Below are 15,218 nucleotides of genomic sequence, written 5' to 3' on the forward strand. Positions count from 1 at the left end.
GCCCAGCTTCTAAGATGGCCCAATGGCCAGACGCCCCCGCGCAGCAGATGATCCCGGCGGTCTTCGGCACGTGATCGAGCTGGTGCGCTCGACGGTGCCGCCGATGCACAGTGCCGGGCTGCCGTTCGTCGGCAGTGCGCTGGGCGTGGCTCTGCTGGGCCGCAAACAGCCTTGGCTGCGCGGTGCCGGGCTGCTGGCCGCGGGCGCCTGCGCCGGGTTCTTCCGGCATCCGCACCGGGTGCCCCCCACCCGTCCCGGTGTGGTGGTGGCCCCCGCCGATGGTGTGGTCTGCCTGGTCGATTCGGCACCTCCGCCGCCGGAGCTGGACCTGCCCGATACTCCGTTGCCGCGGGTGAGCATCTTCATGTCGGTCTTCGACGCCCACGTGCAACGGGCTCCGATCGGCGGTGAGGTGATCGAGGTGCTGCACCGGGCCGGCCGGTTCGGGTCCGCGGACCGCGCCGAAGCCGCCGAAGACAACGAGCGCAACAGCGTGCGGATCCGCACCGCCGACGGCGCCGAGGTGATCGCCGTGCAGGTTGCCGGGCTGGTGGCGCGCCGCATCCTCTGTGAAACCCGGCCCGGTGATCATCTGGCGATCGGTGACACCTACGGGCTGATCCGATTCGGTTCACGCCTCGACGTCTACCTGCCGGTCGGAACGCAGCCGCTGGTCGGCGTCGGCCAGCGCATGGTCGCCGGCGAGACCGTCCTGGCCGACCTGTCATGACGAGTCCCGCCCAGCAGGCCCGGAGCCGGGGCCCGGTGGGTCTGCACATACTGCCCAGCTCCATGACGGTGCTGGCGATCTGCGCCGGCCTGACCTCGATCAAGTACGCGCTGGACGGGCAGCCGCACCTCGCGATGGCACTGATCGCCGCGGCCGCCATTCTCGACGGCCTCGACGGCCGGGTGGCACGCATCCTGGACGCCGAGTCGAGGATGGGCGCCGAGATCGATTCCCTGGCCGACGCCGTCGATTTCGGGGTGGCTCCCGCGGTGGTGATCTATGTGACGCTGCTGTCGACGCAGCCGGCGGGCTGGATCGTGGTGCTGCTGTACGCGGTGTGCGTGGTACTGCGGCTGGCCCGGTTCAACACGCTGCTCGACGACGCCACGCTGCCGGCCTACACCCGGGAGTTCTTCGTCGGCATGCCCGCCCCGGCCGGTGCGATCACCCTGATGGGCCTGCTGGCCGCCAAGCTGGAGTTCGGCGACGGATGGTGGACATCGCAATGGTTCACCTGCATCTGGGTGGTGGGCACGTCCATGCTGCTGGTCAGCCGGATCCCGATGCGCAAGATGCACGCCGTGTCGGTGCCGCCGCACCTGGCGGCGGTACTGCTGGCGGTGCTGGCGCTGGTGGCCGCGGCGGCGTTCCTGTTCCCCTACGTGCTGGTGCTGGTGCTGATCGGGGCGTACCTGTGCACCATTCCGTTCTCGGTCCGCAGTCAGCGCTGGGTTGCCGCACACCCGGAGGCGTGGGAAGACGCCCCCCGGGAGCGCCGCGCCGCGCGGCGGGCGATCCGCCGGGCGCAGCCGAGCCGCCGTCCCGGTGTGCGGCGGGGCATCCGTCGGCCCAGTGGGCAGTCGATGGCCCGGCTGCGGCTGCGCAAGCCGGGTCGGTAGCGGCGCGGTTACCGGGCGCAGTAGTCCTGCGTCGCGGACGACAGCGCCCGCCGGTAGAACTCGTCGAGCTGGCGTGCGTCGCTGACGGTTCGGGTTGCCGCGCCGAGTTGTCCGGCGCAATCCGGTGAGTGCAGCAGCTCCCATCGCTGGCCGATCTGGGCCAGCATGACCTGGTTGAAGCCGTCGATACGCGCCCGCGAGGCCGCCAGTTCGGGGGCTGACGGGACGGCCGCCGGGTCCAGCTTCCATTGGGCGAACCGGTAGTGCTCGGCGGCTTCGGTCGCGGCGATCTGATCGGCGAAGATCCGCCGCACGTAGTCGGGGTCGAGGTCTTTCCCGGCAGCGTCGGCGGCCAGCTTCGCCAGTTGCTGCCCGACCCGGGCCGGGTCCTCGATGGCGCCGCCGGTCTGCCATTTGATCGCCGCCACGTCGTCGGCGACCTGGAGCCGCTGGGCGGCGGCGTCCACCAGGTCGGACAACGGGGATGCCTCGTCGGCCCCGGCCGGGGCCGGGACGGTCAGCACGGCGACCGCACAGATCGCCGAAATCAGCACGCCGGGTCGCATGGCTCTATCAAACCCGCCCGGTCGATCCGCCTGTTACCGGGGAGGCCGCCCGGTGCTATGCCGATAATGGCCGGGTGGGTTCCACGCAAGAGCGCGAAGAAGAACGCCGGGTCGATACCTCCCGGCACCTGACGTTGATCGCCCGGCTCAACACCTCCGCCGTCGACGCCCGCCGTGGCGTAGTCCGGCTGCACCCCGAAGCCGTTGCCGCCCTGGGCATCCGGGAGTGGGATGCGGTGTCGCTGACCGGTTCTCGCACGACGTCGGCAGTGGCGGGGCTGACGGGGCCGGACGCCCCGGCCGGTGTGGCGCTGCTTGACGATGTGACGCTGTCCAACGCCGGCCTGCGCGATGGCACGCAGGTCGTCGTGGCCGCGGTGACCGTTTACGGGGCCCGGTCGGTGACGCTGAGCGGATCAACCCTGGCCTCCCAGACGTTGTCGCCCACCACGCTGCGCCAGGCTTTGCTGGGCAAGGTGATGACCGTCGGCGATGCGGTCTCCCTGCTGCCGCGTGACCTGGGCCCCGGCACGTCCACGTCGGCGGCCACCTCCGCGTTGGCGTCGGCGGTGGGCATCAGCTGGACCTCGGAGTTGTTGACGGTCACCGGTGTCGACCCGGCCGGGCCGGTCAGCGTGCAGCCCAACTCGCTGGTCACCTTTGGCAACGCCCCCACCGCCCCGGTGGCGACCGTTGCCAAGCCGGCTGCCCCGGCCCGGATCGCCATCGACGAGCTCAAGGGGTGCGAGGCGCAGGCCGCCAAGCTCGCCGAATGGCTCAAGCTCGCGCTCGACGAACCGCAGCTGCTGAAAACCCTGCGCGCGGGCACGAATCTCGGTGTGCTGGTGTCGGGTCCGGCCGGGGTGGGCAAGACGACCCTGGTCCGGGCGGTGTGTGAGGGCCGGCGGTTGATCGAGCTGGATGGACCCGAGATCGGGGCGCTGGCCGCCGACGAGCGGCTGGCCGCGGTACGTTCCGCGGCGGCCCAGGTCTGCGACGACGGCGGGGTGCTGCTGATCGCCGATGTCGACACGTTGTTGCCCGAACCGTCGGAACCGGTGGCGACGCTGATCCTGGCCGAGCTGCGCAACGTCGTGGCCACCGAAGGGGTGGCGTTCATCGCGACCTCGGCACTGCCGGACCATGTCGATCCCCGGCTGCGGGCTCCGGAACTGTGCGATCGCGAGATCCGGCTGAGCCTGCCCGACGGCGCGACCCGGGCAGCACTACTGGCCACCCTGCTCATCTCGGTTCCCACCGCGGAGCTGACATTGGGCGAGATCGCCGAACGCACACCGGGTTTCGTCGCCGCGGACCTTGCCGCGCTGGTTCGGGAGGCAGCACTGCGGGCAGCGTCGCGGGCCAGCGACAACGATGAGAGACCCACGCTCACCCAGGATGACCTGGTCGGTGCGCTCAGCGTGATCCGGCCGTTGTCGCGCTCGGCGGCCGCAGAGGTGTCCGTCGGCTCGGTCACCCTCGACGACGTCGGTGACATGGTGGCCACCAAACAGGCACTGACCGAAGCGGTGCTGTGGCCGCTGCAGCACCCGGACACGTTCACCCGCCTGGGCGTCGATCCGCCGCACGGCGTGCTGCTCTACGGCCCGCCCGGTTGCGGCAAGACCTTCGTGGTGCGCGCCCTGGCGGGATCCGGTCGAGTCAGCGTGCATTCCGTCAAGGGCGCGGAGCTGATGGACAAGTGGGTGGGCAGCAGTGAGCGGGCGGTGCGGGATCTGTTCCAGCGCGCCCGCGATTCGGCGCCGTCACTGGTGTTCCTCGACGAGATCGACGCCCTGGCACCGCGGCGCGGTCAAAGCTTCGACTCCGGGGTGACCGATCGAGTGGTGGCCGCGCTGCTCACCGAGCTCGACGGCGTCAACCCGCTGCGCGACGTGGTGGTGGTCGGCGCCACCAACCGTCCCGAGCTCATCGACCCGGCCCTGACCCGGCCGGGCCGGTTGGAGAAGCTGGTGTTCGTCGAACCGCCGGATGCCGATGCCCGCCGCCAGATCCTGCGGGTGTCCGGGAAATCCGTTCCGCTGCACGTCGACGTCGACCTCGACGCGCTGGCCGCGGACCTGGACGGCTACAGCGCCGCGGACTGCGTGGCACTGCTGCGCGAAGCCGCCCTGACGGCGATGCGGCGCAGTATCGACGCCGCCGACGTCACCGTGGCAGATATCGCCGCGGCCCGCGAAAACGTCCGTCCCTCACTGGATCCCGCTCAGGTCGACGCGCTGCGCTCGTTCGCCGACAACCGCTGAACTCCGAGTACCCGAGTTCAGGAGACTTCGACCAGCGCGGCAAGCCGGGACAACGAGGCCGCGAGCTTATCCGGGGTGGTGGCGCGGGCGCGGGCGAGACGATTGGGGTCGGTTAGCTCCGACCAGTCGTAGGTGTGGGTGACTCGAGTGCGCGCCGGCCCGAGCGGCTCGAGCTCCCACCGCCACAGGTGACCCGGCGGCGTACACCCGGGGGCCGCTGGGCGCCAGGCGATACGGCGTCCCTCCTCGAACTCCACCACGTGGTTCTCCCGCACCGTTCCCATGGTCAGCGTCATGGTGAAAACGTCCCCGACGGCATGAACCCGTTGACCGGATGCGGCTTCGGCCAGATTCGCGTTGCCGTCCCAGCGCGGCTGGCGTGCCGGGTCGGCGATGAAGTCGAAGATCAGCTTCGCCGGCGCCGCGATCACCCTGCTGGCGCTGACGACCTTCGCCGGCAGTGGCGAGCCGACGCGGTGCAAGGTGCCTTCGGGGTCGACGTAGGCGAATTCCCTGAGCTGGTAGTCGGTGTCGACCGGTTCGACAAAGCGGCCCGGTACGCCCGATGCCGACCATTGCGCATAGAGCGCGTCGGCGTCGTCGACATAGAAATACACACTTGCGGCCGTGCGCAGCGGATCGTGTTCGGCCCACTCGGAAAGGTGCAGCGAAACCGAGCCGCGGTCGGCGAATCCGTACCGGGCCGGCCCGCCGTAATGGTTGACGGTGAACCCGAGCCGGCGGTAGCGGTCCAGCGCAGCGTCGAGGTCTCGCACGGGAATGATCGGTGCGACCGAGGTGAACTCGATGTCGGCCATAGCGTCAGCGTACGTCGCGGCACCAACGGCTAGCGGCCGCGCTGCTGCTCATACCCGCTGGTGAGCCAGTACACCGCCCGATCAAGGCTGGGAAGCATCTCGGTGATGGCGATCTCGCCTGCGGCGAACCGCGCGGACAACCCGTGCACCAGGTTGGAGATGATGACGTCCAGGTCGGCGATGAAGTCGTCGTCGACGTCGGACATTGCCGCCAGCATCGCGGGCCCCACCGCATCCAGGCCCCGCCGAACCAAGGCGTCACCACCGGGAGCCGACCTCGCCCGGACGTAGGCGGTCAGCATCGCCGGGTGCTGCTCCCAGGGCTCGAAGATGGTGCGGTACAAGCTCATCAACGCCGCATACCGGGATTCGCCGGGCTCGCGGGCGTGCGGGGCGATACCCGAGTAACGGTTCTGCTGCATCCAGGCGTCCAGCGCCGCCAGGATCAGTTCGTCGCGGGTGGCGTAGCGCTTGTAGATGGTCGCCAGCGACATCCGGGCGCGTCGGGCGACCTCCCTGAGCTGGACCGCGTCATAGCCTTCGGTCTCGAGAATCTCGACCACGATGGCCAAGATCCGGTCTTGCGCACTGTCCATCGATCACCCCTTGCCGCCGATGAGTAACCAGGTTACCGTAGCCGCATGGGTTCCCTGAATGGACAGGTCGCTTTCATCACCGGCGCGGCGCGCGGGCAGGGCCGCAGTCACGCGGTGCGACTGGCCGCCGAAGGCGCGGACATCATCGGCGTCGACATCTGTGCCGACATCCCCTCCAACGGCTACCCCATGGGATCCCGCGACGAACTCGACGAGACCGTTGCGCTGGTGGAAGCCCAGGGCGGCAAAATGATCGCCTCAGTTGCCGACGTCCGCGACTTTCCGGCGCTGAAGGCGGCGCTGAATGCCGGCGTGGAGCACTTCGGCCGCTTGGACATCGCCTGCGCCAACGCCGGTATCGCCGCGATGGCATTCCGCGAACTGACCGATGACGAAGACCTGCAGATGTGGACCGACGTCCTCGACGTCAACCTGGTCGGTTCGTTTCACACCGCCAAAGCCGCCATCCCGCACCTGATAGCCGGTGGCCGCGGCGGCTCGATCGTCTTCACCAGCTCCACGGCCGGCCTGAAGGGCTTCGGCGGCATGCAAGGCGGCGGCCTTGGCTACGCCGCCTCCAAGCACGGCATTGTCGGCCTGATGCGCACCCTGTCCAATGCTCTTGCCCCCCACAGCATCCGGGTCAATACCGTGCACCCTACCGCGGTGAACACCATGATGGCGGTGAACCCGGCGATGACGGCCTTTCTGGAGAACTATCCCGACGGAGGGCCGCATCTACAGAATCCAATGCCGGTCGGCATGCTCGAACCCGAGGACATCAGCGCCGCGATCGCCTACCTGGTCTCCGACGCAGCCCAGTACGTCACCGGGGTCACGTTCCCTGTCGACGCCGGCTTCTGCAACAAGCTATGACCGGGCGGGTAACCGGCAAACGGGTGTTGGTCACCGGAGCCGCGCGCGGCATGGGGCGCAGTCACGCGGTGCGCCTGGCCGAAGAGGGCGCCGACCTGATCCTGGTCGACATCTGCGCATCGCTGCCCGAGGTCGACTATCCGCTGGCCACCACCGAAGATCTCGACGAGACCGCTGAATTGGTGCGACAGCACGGCCGCCGGGCCATCACCCACGTCCTGGACGTGCGCGACGCAGCCGCCCTGACCGCCGCGGTCGCCGAGGGCGTGGCCCAGTTGGGCGGCCTGGACGCCTCGATCGCCAACGCCGGCGTGATCACCGCCGGGACGTGGGACACCACCACCTCGGCACAGTGGCGCACCGTTGTCGATGTGAACCTGATCGGCACCTGGAACACCTGCGCGGCGGCGCTGCCGCACCTGGTTTCCCGCGGCGGCAGCCTGGTCAACATCAGCTCGGTGGCCGGGCTGAAGGGCAGTCCACTGCACACGCCCTATACGGCGTCCAAGCATGGCGTCGTCGGCATGAGCCGCGCGCTGGCCAATGAGCTTGCCGCGGTGAATGTTCGGGTCAACACCGTGCACCCCACCGGGGTGGAGACCGGGATGCGCCCGGACGCGCTACACGGACTGCTGGCCGAAACCCGCTCGGATCTGGCACCGATCTTCAGCAACGCCTTGCCGATCGTGATGACCGAGGCGCGCGACGTCAGCAACGCGGTGCTGTTCCTGGTCTCCGACGAGTCCCGGCACGTGACCGGACTGGAATTCAAAGTCGATGCCGGCGCCACCCTGCGGTGAGGCGGGGCCCGGTGCCCACGCCTTCGCCGAGCTGATGAACCTGCCGGTTCCCGCCGACGCCACGCCAGCGGCGGCAACCCTGCTGGATTTCGTCTTCGCGCAGATCTGGCAACGGCCAGGCCTGAGCCGCCGGGATCGATGGTTCGTCGCGCTGCCATGCGTTGCCGCCGCCGACACCGAGCAGCCGCTGCGTGACCATATCTACGCCGCCCTGATCCACGGCGACGTGACGATCGAGGAGATGCGCGAAGCCGTACTGCATTTCGCGGTGTATTCGGGCTGGCCCAAGGCATCACTGTTCAACATGGTCGTCGACGAGCAGTGGGCACGCATCCATGCCGAACAAGGCGAGCCGGTGCCGTCCGCGGCGCCGCTGTTGCCGCTGGCCACACCCAGTGACCCCGAGGCGCGACTACGGGCCGGAGAGCAGGCCTTCCGTGACGTCAACTGTCTGCCCTTCGCTCCGGTCCGAGACGACCCGTATTCGGGTGCGGGCATTCTGAATTTCGTCTTCGGTGAGATGTGGCTGCGGCCCGGGCTGGGCATGAAACAGCGGCGCCTGGTGACCGTGGCGTGCGTGGCGTTCCAGGATGCGCCGTACCCGATCTTCAGTCACGTCTACGCCGCACTGAAGAGCAGGGACGTCTCGTTCGACGAAATGGACGAAGTTGCTTTGCATTTCGGCGCCTACTACGGATGGGCGAAAGCTTCGCGACTGATGCAGGTGATCGAGGAGCAGAAGCAGCGCGTTACGCAGGAGTGGGCCGCAGAGAGCTAGCCCACCGGGTCGAATTCAATGTGCAGCTCTGTGAGCCCGCGCAGCAGGAAGGTGGGCTCGTAGGAGTAGCGTCGCTGTCCGGCGGGCCCGTGGTGAGACTCGCTGATCCTGATGTCGCGCATCCGGTCCAGCATGCGGTGAACCGTGATGCGTCCCTCGACCCGGGCCAGCGGAGCCCCAGCGCAGGTGTGGATGCCGCGGCCGAAGGCGATGTGCTCCCGCACGTTCTTGCGGCCGAGCCGGAACTCGTCGGGGTTGGAGAACTTGCGCGGATCACGGTTCGCCGCACCCAGGCAGAGCATCAGCACGGTGCCGGCTTTGATCGGCACCCCGCCCAGCGTGGTGGTCTTGCGGGCAAGGCGAAAGTCGATCTTGGTGGGGCTCTGAATTCGCAGCGACTCTTCGATGAATGCGGGGATCAGTGCGGGGTTCTCGCGCAGCGTCTGCTGGAACTCAGGTCGCTCCCCCAGGGTTTGCACCGCCGCCCCCAGCAGCTTGGTGACGGTCTCTTGACCGGCGCCGAACAGAAAGGTGGCCGGGTGAACCACCTCCAGCAGTTCCGGCGTGGAACCGTCGGGGTAGGTCGCGGCGGCCAGGGTGCTGAGAACGTCGCCACGAGGCTCCCGCCGCCGCTCGGTGAGGTACCCGCTGAACTTCTCGTCGAGGTACCGCAGGGGATTGAGTCCCACCGGCGTACCGTCAAGGGATCCGACATGTTGCCCCTCGCGATGCCCGGCACCCAGCGCACTGCGGAATTCGGCGCGATCCTCCTCGGGAACCCCGAGCAGATCGGTGATGGCCAGGGTTGCATACGGTTTGGCGTAGTCGAACAGGAACTCGCAGCGTCCCGTGCCGATGAATTCGTCGAGCTGCGTATCGGTCAGCTGCCAGATGAACTCCTCGTTCTCCTTCAGCCGCTTGGGGGTCAGCAGCCCGCTCAGCAGCGAGCGCGCTCGGGTATGCGCAGGCGGATCCATCACCACGACGTGTTCGAAGATCGGGAACTCGTGCCGGTGTGCCTCGATCTGCTCGGTGATGTCGTCGCCCTCGGGCTCGAACGGCAGCGGGGGAAAAGGTCCGCCGATGGCATTCACCGCCGAGAACGAGTCGTGGTCTTTGAAGGCGGCGAGCACCTCGTCGTAGCCGGTGACGGCCACGACGCCGTGATGCGGCTCGGCGAACACCGGCCCGCATCCGCGCAGGTATTCGTAGTAGGCGTAGGGATCCTGGGTGACGGTTTCGTCGGAGAAGTAGTCCACCGCCGCGAGATCCACCATCGCCCGATACGCCCTTTCGCTCGCGCCGCGACCTCGTAGCGCTGATCGATCGATCAAATTGCTAGAATGCGTCATGCCTACCACGCGCGGCGCCGGACGGTCAAGCAATCGCAAGCCCGGGCCGGCCTGAATGGCGGCTCCGCGCAAGGCCAAATCGACCGACAATGCGACCCGGCGCCGCCTGATCGAGGCGACGGCGCGACTGATGCGCGACGAGGGTTATGCCGCGGCCACGTCGCGGCGGGTCGCCGCCGAGGCCGGTGTGCGCCAAGCCCTGGTCTACTACTACTTCCCCACCATGGACGACCTGTTCGTCGAGGTGCTGCGGGTCGGCGCCGACGACGCGTTGGACCGGATGCGCACCGCCCTGACCGATGACGATCCGCTACGCGCATTGTGGGCGATCAACAGCGATACACGTCTGACCAGCTTGAACACTGAGTTCATGGCGTTGGCCAACCATCGCAAGGCGATCCGGACCGAACTCAAGGCCTATGCCGAGCGAGTACGGGATATCGAGACCGCGGCGGTCACGGTGGCACTGCGCGCCAATGGCGTGGATCTGGCGGAATACCCCCCGATCGCGATCTCGATCCTGATCGCCCAAACCGCCCGCAACCTGTGCAATGAGAGCGCCGTCGGTGTCACCGAAGGGCACGACGAACTGCGCGCACTGATCGATCGCGAGCTGGGCCGGCTGGCACCGCCGCCTGGCACTTCCTAGCCCGCGCCGCCCCAGAAACGGTGGCCAACACGACCCCGACGGCACGAATGCTGATCGATCGACCAGCCCATTGGCGCTAGCCGGCCAGCGCGTACGCGCGGCCAGTTCGGCCGGTAACACCGAAAATTGGATGCACCGCCCGCGGTCGCCGCGGTACCTTCGTCTGCCCGGAGGACGAAAGAGACCATGCTCACCGAAACGATGCCCGAAGAGCTGCTGGGCGCCCGCCGGTCGTTCATTCTCGCGACCACCGTCGCCATGGCCAGCGCCGGACTGTGGGTGCCGCTGATCTTCTTGTTCTTCACCCTCGGGCGCGGGCTGCCGCTGACCGGGACCGGCGTGGCCGCCACCCTCGGCAACACCGGCGCACTCATCTTGGGGGTGCTGGTGTCCGGGCGCACGGTTGACCGGTTCGGTCCGTGTCGGACCATGGCGCTGGCCGGCGTCGGGGCCTCCGGCGCCTTCCTGGGCTTCCTGTACACCCACACCCTGGCCGAGGTCGCGATCTTCTCCTTCGCCGCGGCACTGAGTGCGAACCTGTTCTTCACCGCCGATCCCGAAGCCGTCCGGCGGCTGACCCGCGATCACGACGACCGCACCCAGATGTTCGCGCTGCTCACCTCGGTTCGGGTACTCGGGTTCGGTCTCGGCGCATTGGCCGCGACCGTGGGCCTGGCCATCGACCGGAACGGCGAATGGTTCTGGACCACATTGGTGGCGACCATCGCCGCGGGTGAACTCACCACCGGCCTGCTGTTCTGGCGGCTGCGCTGGATCGACCGCGCCGTCGCCGACGACGAGTCGCCGGACTGCGAGCCGCCGCGCTACCGCGATGTGTTGCGCCAGGGCGCCTTTATGGCCTTCATCGCCGGCGTGTTCGTCATCGCGCTGACCACCATCGGGATGGACACGGCACTGCCGCTGTTCATGCTGTCGGTGGGCCTGCCCGCTTGGTCGACGACGGTGGCCTACCTATTCATCTGCGTCATGGTCGCGATAGCGGCGCGCTGGGTCGCCCGAATCGGCTCGCGGGTCCCGCACCTTCGGATCCTGGCGTGGTCGGCCGCACTGTGCTCGATCAGTTTCCTGGTGATCGACCTCCTCGCCGGCATCCAAAACGCCGTACCGGCAATTCTTTTCGCCGTCTTGGCTTTCGGTCTGACACTGTTCAGTGTGTCCGACGCCGCCGGCAACGCGCTCAGCGCAAACATCATGCTGACGTTCGCGCCCGACGAGTCGTCTGGACGACACGCCTCGCTGCTGCAGACGGCGTGGGCCGCCGCGACCGCCGTTGCGCCCGGCATGTATGCCGCCCTGTTCTCCGCGGGGCGCATCCTGCCCTGGCTGGCCAGTTCGGCCCTGCTGGCCGCGGCGGCGGCGGTATTCGGCGCGGTGTACGTCAGAACCCGTTGACTCTGCGTCCAGGGCGGTAGCTACTCGCACTTTGCCGCCCTGGACGCAGAGTCAACGAGGGATATCGAATTCGACTCGGGCCGAGACGGTCTCAATCGCCTCGTACACCGCCGCCAAACGGTCGGATAGCGACGGCGCGGCCAGCACCGCGTACCGGTCGGCCTCCCCCATCGGGACCCGGCAGGCCAGCGAGTACAGCCGCTGCACCGGGTCCAGCGAGCGCAGCCGCCGGCCACCCAGCAGGCTGTTGCGCCCCGGCATCACCCAGCGTCGCTGCGCTTGGGCCATCCGCTTGTGCAGCGCGACAATGCGGTCTTCGAGCGCAATGAACTGCTCGTCACTCACCGGTTCTGATGGCTCGTCGGGCCACACCTCGGTGATCGCCCGCGGGTAGGGATCGTCGGTGAGCCATTCACGCACCCGGATCCGCTCCCCGGTCAGGCAGCGCAAGCCGTACCGGCCTGCCCCGAGTTCGGTGCACCCGGTGATGCTGGTCATCGCGCCGACGTCGTTGCGCTGCTCGCCGCCGCCCACCTCACGGCCGCGGGCGATCAGCACCACCCCGAAGCGGGGATCGCCGCTGCGCATCAGGTCGCCTACCAACACGGTGTAACGCAACTCGAAGATCCGCAGCGACAGTTCCTCGCCGGGCAGCAACACCCATTCCAGCGGGAACATCGGCAGTTCCATCACGAGATATCGAGCTCGCCCACCAGTGCATCGACCACGGCACGCAGATCGCCGTCATGTTCCTCGGCGACCCGGCGCTGGCGCTGGTAGGACGCGCCCGTCCGGTAAATGTCGGCGACGGCCGCCAGCTCGTCGGCACAGTGCAGTCGCGCGGCGACCGGTTCGAGCCGGTTGAGCAGCTCGTCGAGGTCCTCGGTGACCAGCCGCTCGTTGCTGTCGGCATCCAGGATGATCTCGGCGTCCAGCCCATAGCGGGCGGCGCGCCACTTGTTCTCCTGCACGTGCCAGGGCGGCATGGTGGGCAGGGATTCATCATTCTCCAGCCGCCGGTCCAGGTCGACGATCAGGCAGTGCGTCAACGCCACCAGCGCACCCAGCTCACGCAGATTGGACACCCCGTCGCAGACCCGCACCTCGATGGTGCCCAGATGCGGCGATGGCCGGATATCCCAACGAATCTCGTTGGTGTGATCGATGATCCCGGTCTTCTTCTGGTCGTAGACGAAGCCCTCGAACTCTTCCCAGGTCTGGAACTGAAACGGCAGGCCCGCAGTGGGCAACTGCTGGAACATCATCGCGCGGTTACTGGCGTAACCGGTGTCGTGACCGTCCCACCAGGGCGAGGATCCCGACAACGCCAGCAGGTGCGGATAGTGCTGCAGCAGTGAGGAGATGATCGGCATCACCTTGTAGGACGAGGAGATACCGACATGGACGTGCACTCCCCAGATCAACATCTGCCGCCCCCACCACTGGGTGCGTTTGATCAGCTCGGCGTAGCGCGGCGCGTCGGTCAGCTTCTGCGCTGACCACTGTGCGAACGGGTGGGTGCCGGCGCCGAACAACTCCATGCCCCGGCTGTGCACGATCGGCCGGGTGGTGGCCAGTGTCTGACGCAGGTCCTCGATGGCCTCGCCGGTGTTGTCGCAGATGCCCGTGACGAGCTCGACGGTGTTGCGCAGCAATTCCTTGTGCACACGCGGGTTCTCGCCGAGCTCGGACAGGACCGCGCTGGCTTCGTTGCTCAGATCGCGCGTCTGGGCATCGACAAGAGCCAGCTCCCATTCCACGCCGATGGTGGGACGGGCGCTGCGGGCGAACTCGATTCGGGCTTCGGACCTCGAGGAAGCCCAGTTGTTGGTCGGGCTACCCGGCGCCGATAACACCACACGCAATCCGCTTTCCGGCGTCTCCGGTGGTCAGCGTCGTCTGGTCCGGGCCGGGCGTGCCGTTGACCTGGGTGTAGCGATCCGCCGGAATGTTGGCGAAGTTGTCGTCATCGGCGTGAATGATGATCGAGGTCCCCTCGCCACCGAGCAGTTCGGCCTTGGTGAAGGCGTCGGTGGTGGTCACCAGCAGCCCGCTGCCGTCGGAGCGCACCTGCAGTGACGTCAGGTCCCCACTCTGCGGGTGCTCGCTGTGGCCGGGCGCCTGGAAGTGTCCGCCGGCCGACAGGAAGCCGCCGGGAGCCCCGCCGGTGGGGGCCACGGAGTCGGCTTCGCACTTACCGATGGCGTGGACGTGCAGGCCGTGGAAACCGGGCGACAGCACCCCGGTGCTGGTGGTCCGCACGGTCACGGTGGCGAACTCCTTGCCGCCGGCCTTGCTGAACTCGAACGTCGCGGTGGCGACCTGGCCGCCATCGGGGGTCGTCAGGTGCGCGACGAGACTGTCCGAACCGCTCGAGCCACCGGACTCAGACTCCGGGGCGGACGGCGCTGCCGACCCGGTCCAGATGGCCGGAGTGGTGCCGGGCGCGTCGGAAGGCAGCTGGTTGGGACTGCACGCCGCCAGCAGCATGGCCGGGGTGGCGAAGACGACGGCGGTAAGAGCTCTGCGGTGACCTGTGACCATGCGAGGAGCTTAACCCGCGACCACCACGATGACGCCCGGTGGTTGCTCAGCGACGTCGGGGATCCGCGGCTCGACGGCGGCGCCGAGCACCTGGGCCACCGAATGAGCCGCGTCCTGCTCGCCCTCGGCGTCACTGAAGTAGACGGTGGTCTGGGTGACTTCGGGCAGCTCGAGGTTCCCGATCTCGGTCACATTCCAGCCGGCCTCGCGCAGCCGGTCGGCGGTGTGGCCGGCCAGCCCCGCCTGTTCGGAGATGTTGAAGACTCGCACGTCGGACTTGCGGGCCGGGCGCTCGGGTTTGGCCGGCGCCGAGGCGGTGGTGACGGGTTGGGCGGTCGGCGAGTGGTCGGCGTCGTCGCTGCTACCCGACGATCCGAGGGCTTGAAAGCCGACCAGCAGGAAGACGATGCCCAAAAACAGCAGCACCATCACCATTGCCCGGAGCGGGAGTCGGGAGGAGTCAGGAACGTGGTCGTTCATTGCGCCCACTGTATCGAGCAGCGGGCCAGGACCGATAAACGCCCAGCAATCAAGGGGTCAGGCAATCAGGTGATGTCGAAACCGAGCCGGCGCGCGGCACGCGCCTTCTGACGACTGGACCGCAGCCTGCGCAGGCGTTTGACCAGCATCGGGTCGGCGGCCAGGGCCTCGGGCCGGTCGACGAGCGCGTTGAGGACCTGGTAGTAGCGGGTCGCCGACAGCGCAAAGCGCTCCTTGATGGCCTCTTCCTTGGCACCGGCGTACTTCCACCAGTCCCGTTCGAAGGACAGGATGTCGTGTTCGCGACGGCTCAGACCGTCGGTGGGTTCCGAATCGTCCCCTGAGCGATTCGCCTGCGCCATGGCGCCGTCCATATCGTTTCCTGGACCCTTCCGGAAAGTTCTCTCGCTGCAAACGTTCGCTAGTTTTCGGCGGCGTGTTCTGAGCGAA

17 protein-coding genes and 1 pseudogene are annotated in these 15,218 nt (G+C 68.1%); 8 read left to right on the top strand and 10 right to left on the bottom strand.

Features of this window, described 5'->3' with window-relative positions; translation table 11 throughout:
- Positions 1-22: 22 nt before the first annotated feature.
- Positions 23-730: a phosphatidylserine decarboxylase gene (locus tag ACJH71_RS02860; RefSeq protein WP_406756503.1), complete on the top strand. Its 708-nt coding sequence runs from the start codon at positions 23-25 to the stop codon at positions 728-730.
- Positions 727-1,629 carry a CDP-diacylglycerol--serine O-phosphatidyltransferase gene (gene pssA / locus ACJH71_RS02865; protein ID WP_406756504.1) on the top strand — a complete coding sequence of 301 codons (903 nt, stop codon included), beginning with the start codon at positions 727-729 and terminating at the stop codon, positions 1,627-1,629. Before ACJH71_RS02860 ends, pssA begins: the two co-directional genes overlap by 4 nt.
- 8 nt (positions 1,630-1,637) lie before the next feature.
- Here pssA and ACJH71_RS02870 read toward each other — a convergent pair whose 3' ends face one another.
- Positions 1,638-2,195 (bottom strand): chorismate mutase, encoded by a 558-nt coding sequence (locus ACJH71_RS02870; protein WP_406756505.1) that lies wholly within the window; start codon positions 2,193-2,195, stop codon positions 1,638-1,640.
- A 74-nt stretch (positions 2,196-2,269) separates the two neighbouring features.
- On the opposite strand from ACJH71_RS02870, the gene ACJH71_RS02875 reads away from it, so the two are divergent.
- Positions 2,270-4,462: an AAA family ATPase gene (locus ACJH71_RS02875; protein ID WP_406756506.1), complete on the top strand. Its 2,193-nt coding sequence runs from the start codon at positions 2,270-2,272 to the stop codon at positions 4,460-4,462.
- 17 nt (positions 4,463-4,479) lie between these two features.
- On the opposite strand, the gene ACJH71_RS02880 is transcribed toward ACJH71_RS02875, so the two are convergent.
- The 3 genes and pseudogenes from ACJH71_RS02880 to ACJH71_RS02890 all read right to left on the bottom strand — a co-directional run bounded on the left by ACJH71_RS02880 (position 4,480) and on the right by ACJH71_RS02890 (position 5,876).
- The gene (locus ACJH71_RS02880) at positions 4,480-4,923 is read right to left on the bottom strand and encodes an SRPBCC family protein (RefSeq protein WP_406756584.1); all 444 of its coding nucleotides are present in this window, start codon (positions 4,921-4,923) and stop codon (positions 4,480-4,482) included.
- Positions 4,924-5,271, bottom strand: a pseudogene (locus tag ACJH71_RS02885) (bleomycin resistance protein); the annotation flags it as partial. It lies immediately after the preceding gene.
- Between the two features lie 38 nt (positions 5,272-5,309).
- On the bottom strand, positions 5,310-5,876 hold the full coding sequence (locus ACJH71_RS02890) for a TetR family transcriptional regulator (RefSeq protein ID WP_406756507.1): 567 nt from the start codon (positions 5,874-5,876) through the stop codon (positions 5,310-5,312).
- A gap of 45 nt (positions 5,877-5,921) precedes the next feature.
- On the opposite strand from ACJH71_RS02890, the gene ACJH71_RS02895 reads away from it, so the two are divergent.
- The 3 genes from ACJH71_RS02895 to ACJH71_RS02905 are packed head-to-tail and all read left to right on the top strand — an operon-like array spanning position 5,922 to position 8,330.
- A complete protein-coding gene (locus ACJH71_RS02895; protein ID WP_406756508.1) occupies positions 5,922-6,752 on the top strand; it encodes a mycofactocin-coupled SDR family oxidoreductase in 831 nt (276 codons plus the stop codon).
- Complete coding sequence (locus ACJH71_RS02900; protein ID WP_406756509.1) at positions 6,749-7,552, top strand: mycofactocin-coupled SDR family oxidoreductase; 804 nt, start codon at positions 6,749-6,751, stop codon at positions 7,550-7,552. The genes ACJH71_RS02895 and ACJH71_RS02900 overlap by 4 nt, the downstream gene beginning before the upstream one ends.
- Positions 7,530-8,330: a carboxymuconolactone decarboxylase family protein gene (locus ACJH71_RS02905; RefSeq protein WP_406756510.1), complete on the top strand. Its 801-nt coding sequence runs from the start codon at positions 7,530-7,532 to the stop codon at positions 8,328-8,330. Before ACJH71_RS02900 ends, ACJH71_RS02905 begins: the two co-directional genes overlap by 23 nt.
- Here the strand turns inward: ACJH71_RS02905 and ACJH71_RS02910 are convergent.
- Positions 8,327-9,607, bottom strand: a complete 1,281-nt coding sequence (locus tag ACJH71_RS02910; RefSeq protein ID WP_406756511.1) for a cytochrome P450 — start codon at positions 9,605-9,607, stop codon at positions 8,327-8,329. The two genes, ACJH71_RS02905 and ACJH71_RS02910, sit on opposite strands and share 4 nt — an antisense overlap.
- Before the next feature lie 130 nt (positions 9,608-9,737).
- Here ACJH71_RS02910 and ACJH71_RS02915 point away from each other — a divergent pair, with 130 nt between their 5' ends.
- Together ACJH71_RS02915 and ACJH71_RS02920 are read left to right on the top strand one after the other, a co-directional pair.
- A complete protein-coding gene (locus tag ACJH71_RS02915; protein WP_406756512.1) occupies positions 9,738-10,331 on the top strand; it encodes a TetR/AcrR family transcriptional regulator in 594 nt (197 codons plus the stop codon).
- Between the two features lie 186 nt (positions 10,332-10,517).
- Positions 10,518-11,744 carry an MFS transporter gene (locus ACJH71_RS02920; protein WP_406756513.1) on the top strand — a complete coding sequence of 409 codons (1,227 nt, stop codon included), beginning with the start codon at positions 10,518-10,520 and terminating at the stop codon, positions 11,742-11,744.
- A gap of 51 nt (positions 11,745-11,795) precedes the next feature.
- On the opposite strand, the gene ACJH71_RS02925 is transcribed toward ACJH71_RS02920, so the two are convergent.
- From ACJH71_RS02925 to ACJH71_RS02945, 5 genes are all read right to left on the bottom strand, one after another.
- Positions 11,796-12,434 carry an LON peptidase substrate-binding domain-containing protein gene (locus tag ACJH71_RS02925; RefSeq protein WP_406756514.1) on the bottom strand — a complete coding sequence of 213 codons (639 nt, stop codon included), beginning with the start codon at positions 12,432-12,434 and terminating at the stop codon, positions 11,796-11,798.
- Complete coding sequence (locus ACJH71_RS02930) at positions 12,434-13,600, bottom strand: glutamate--cysteine ligase (protein ID WP_406756585.1); 1,167 nt, start codon at positions 13,598-13,600, stop codon at positions 12,434-12,436. Before ACJH71_RS02930 ends, ACJH71_RS02925 begins: the two co-directional genes overlap by 1 nt.
- Positions 13,581-14,288: a superoxide dismutase[Cu-Zn] gene (gene sodC, locus ACJH71_RS02935; protein WP_406756515.1), complete on the bottom strand. Its 708-nt coding sequence runs from the start codon at positions 14,286-14,288 to the stop codon at positions 13,581-13,583. Before sodC ends, ACJH71_RS02930 begins: the two co-directional genes overlap by 20 nt.
- Positions 14,289-14,297: 9 nt before the next feature.
- On the bottom strand, positions 14,298-14,768 hold the full coding sequence (locus ACJH71_RS02940) for a LytR C-terminal domain-containing protein (RefSeq protein ID WP_406756516.1): 471 nt from the start codon (positions 14,766-14,768) through the stop codon (positions 14,298-14,300).
- Between the two features lie 65 nt (positions 14,769-14,833).
- Positions 14,834-15,142, bottom strand: a complete 309-nt coding sequence (locus ACJH71_RS02945) for a DUF3263 domain-containing protein (protein ID WP_024440118.1) — start codon at positions 15,140-15,142, stop codon at positions 14,834-14,836.
- Positions 15,143-15,218: the final 76 nt, after the last annotated feature.

Origin of the sequence: Mycobacterium sp. SMC-15 (genome assembly GCF_045310925.1) — a bacterium.
Lineage (GTDB): Bacteria > Actinomycetota > Actinomycetes > Mycobacteriales > Mycobacteriaceae > Mycobacterium.

Bases quoted from the DNA above. Each gene is read 5' to 3' on its own strand.
- ACJH71_RS02860 (WP_406756503.1), top strand. From the start codon at position 23: ATGGCCAGACGCCCCCGCGCAGCAGATGATCCCGGCGGTCTTCGGCAC.
- pssA (WP_406756504.1), top strand. From the start codon at position 727: ATGACGAGTCCCGCCCAGCAGGCCCGGAGCCGGGGCCCGGTGGGTCTG.
- ACJH71_RS02870 (WP_406756505.1), bottom strand. From the start codon at position 2,195: ATGCGACCCGGCGTGCTGATTTCGGCGATCTGTGCGGTCGCCGTGCTG.
- ACJH71_RS02890 (WP_406756507.1), bottom strand. From the start codon at position 5,876: ATGGACAGTGCGCAAGACCGGATCTTGGCCATCGTGGTCGAGATTCTC.
- ACJH71_RS02895 (WP_406756508.1), top strand. From the start codon at position 5,922: ATGGGTTCCCTGAATGGACAGGTCGCTTTCATCACCGGCGCGGCGCGC.
- ACJH71_RS02900 (WP_406756509.1), top strand. From the start codon at position 6,749: ATGACCGGGCGGGTAACCGGCAAACGGGTGTTGGTCACCGGAGCCGCG.
- ACJH71_RS02905 (WP_406756510.1), top strand. From the start codon at position 7,530: ATGCCGGCGCCACCCTGCGGTGAGGCGGGGCCCGGTGCCCACGCCTTC.
- ACJH71_RS02910 (WP_406756511.1), bottom strand. From the start codon at position 9,607: ATGGTGGATCTCGCGGCGGTGGACTACTTCTCCGACGAAACCGTCACC.
- ACJH71_RS02915 (WP_406756512.1), top strand. From the start codon at position 9,738: ATGGCGGCTCCGCGCAAGGCCAAATCGACCGACAATGCGACCCGGCGC.
- ACJH71_RS02920 (WP_406756513.1), top strand. From the start codon at position 10,518: ATGCTCACCGAAACGATGCCCGAAGAGCTGCTGGGCGCCCGCCGGTCG.
- ACJH71_RS02925 (WP_406756514.1), bottom strand. From the start codon at position 12,434: ATGGAACTGCCGATGTTCCCGCTGGAATGGGTGTTGCTGCCCGGCGAG.
- sodC (WP_406756515.1), bottom strand. From the start codon at position 14,288: ATGGTCACAGGTCACCGCAGAGCTCTTACCGCCGTCGTCTTCGCCACC.
- ACJH71_RS02940 (WP_406756516.1), bottom strand. From the start codon at position 14,768: ATGAACGACCACGTTCCTGACTCCTCCCGACTCCCGCTCCGGGCAATG.
- ACJH71_RS02945 (WP_024440118.1), bottom strand. From the start codon at position 15,142: ATGGACGGCGCCATGGCGCAGGCGAATCGCTCAGGGGACGATTCGGAA.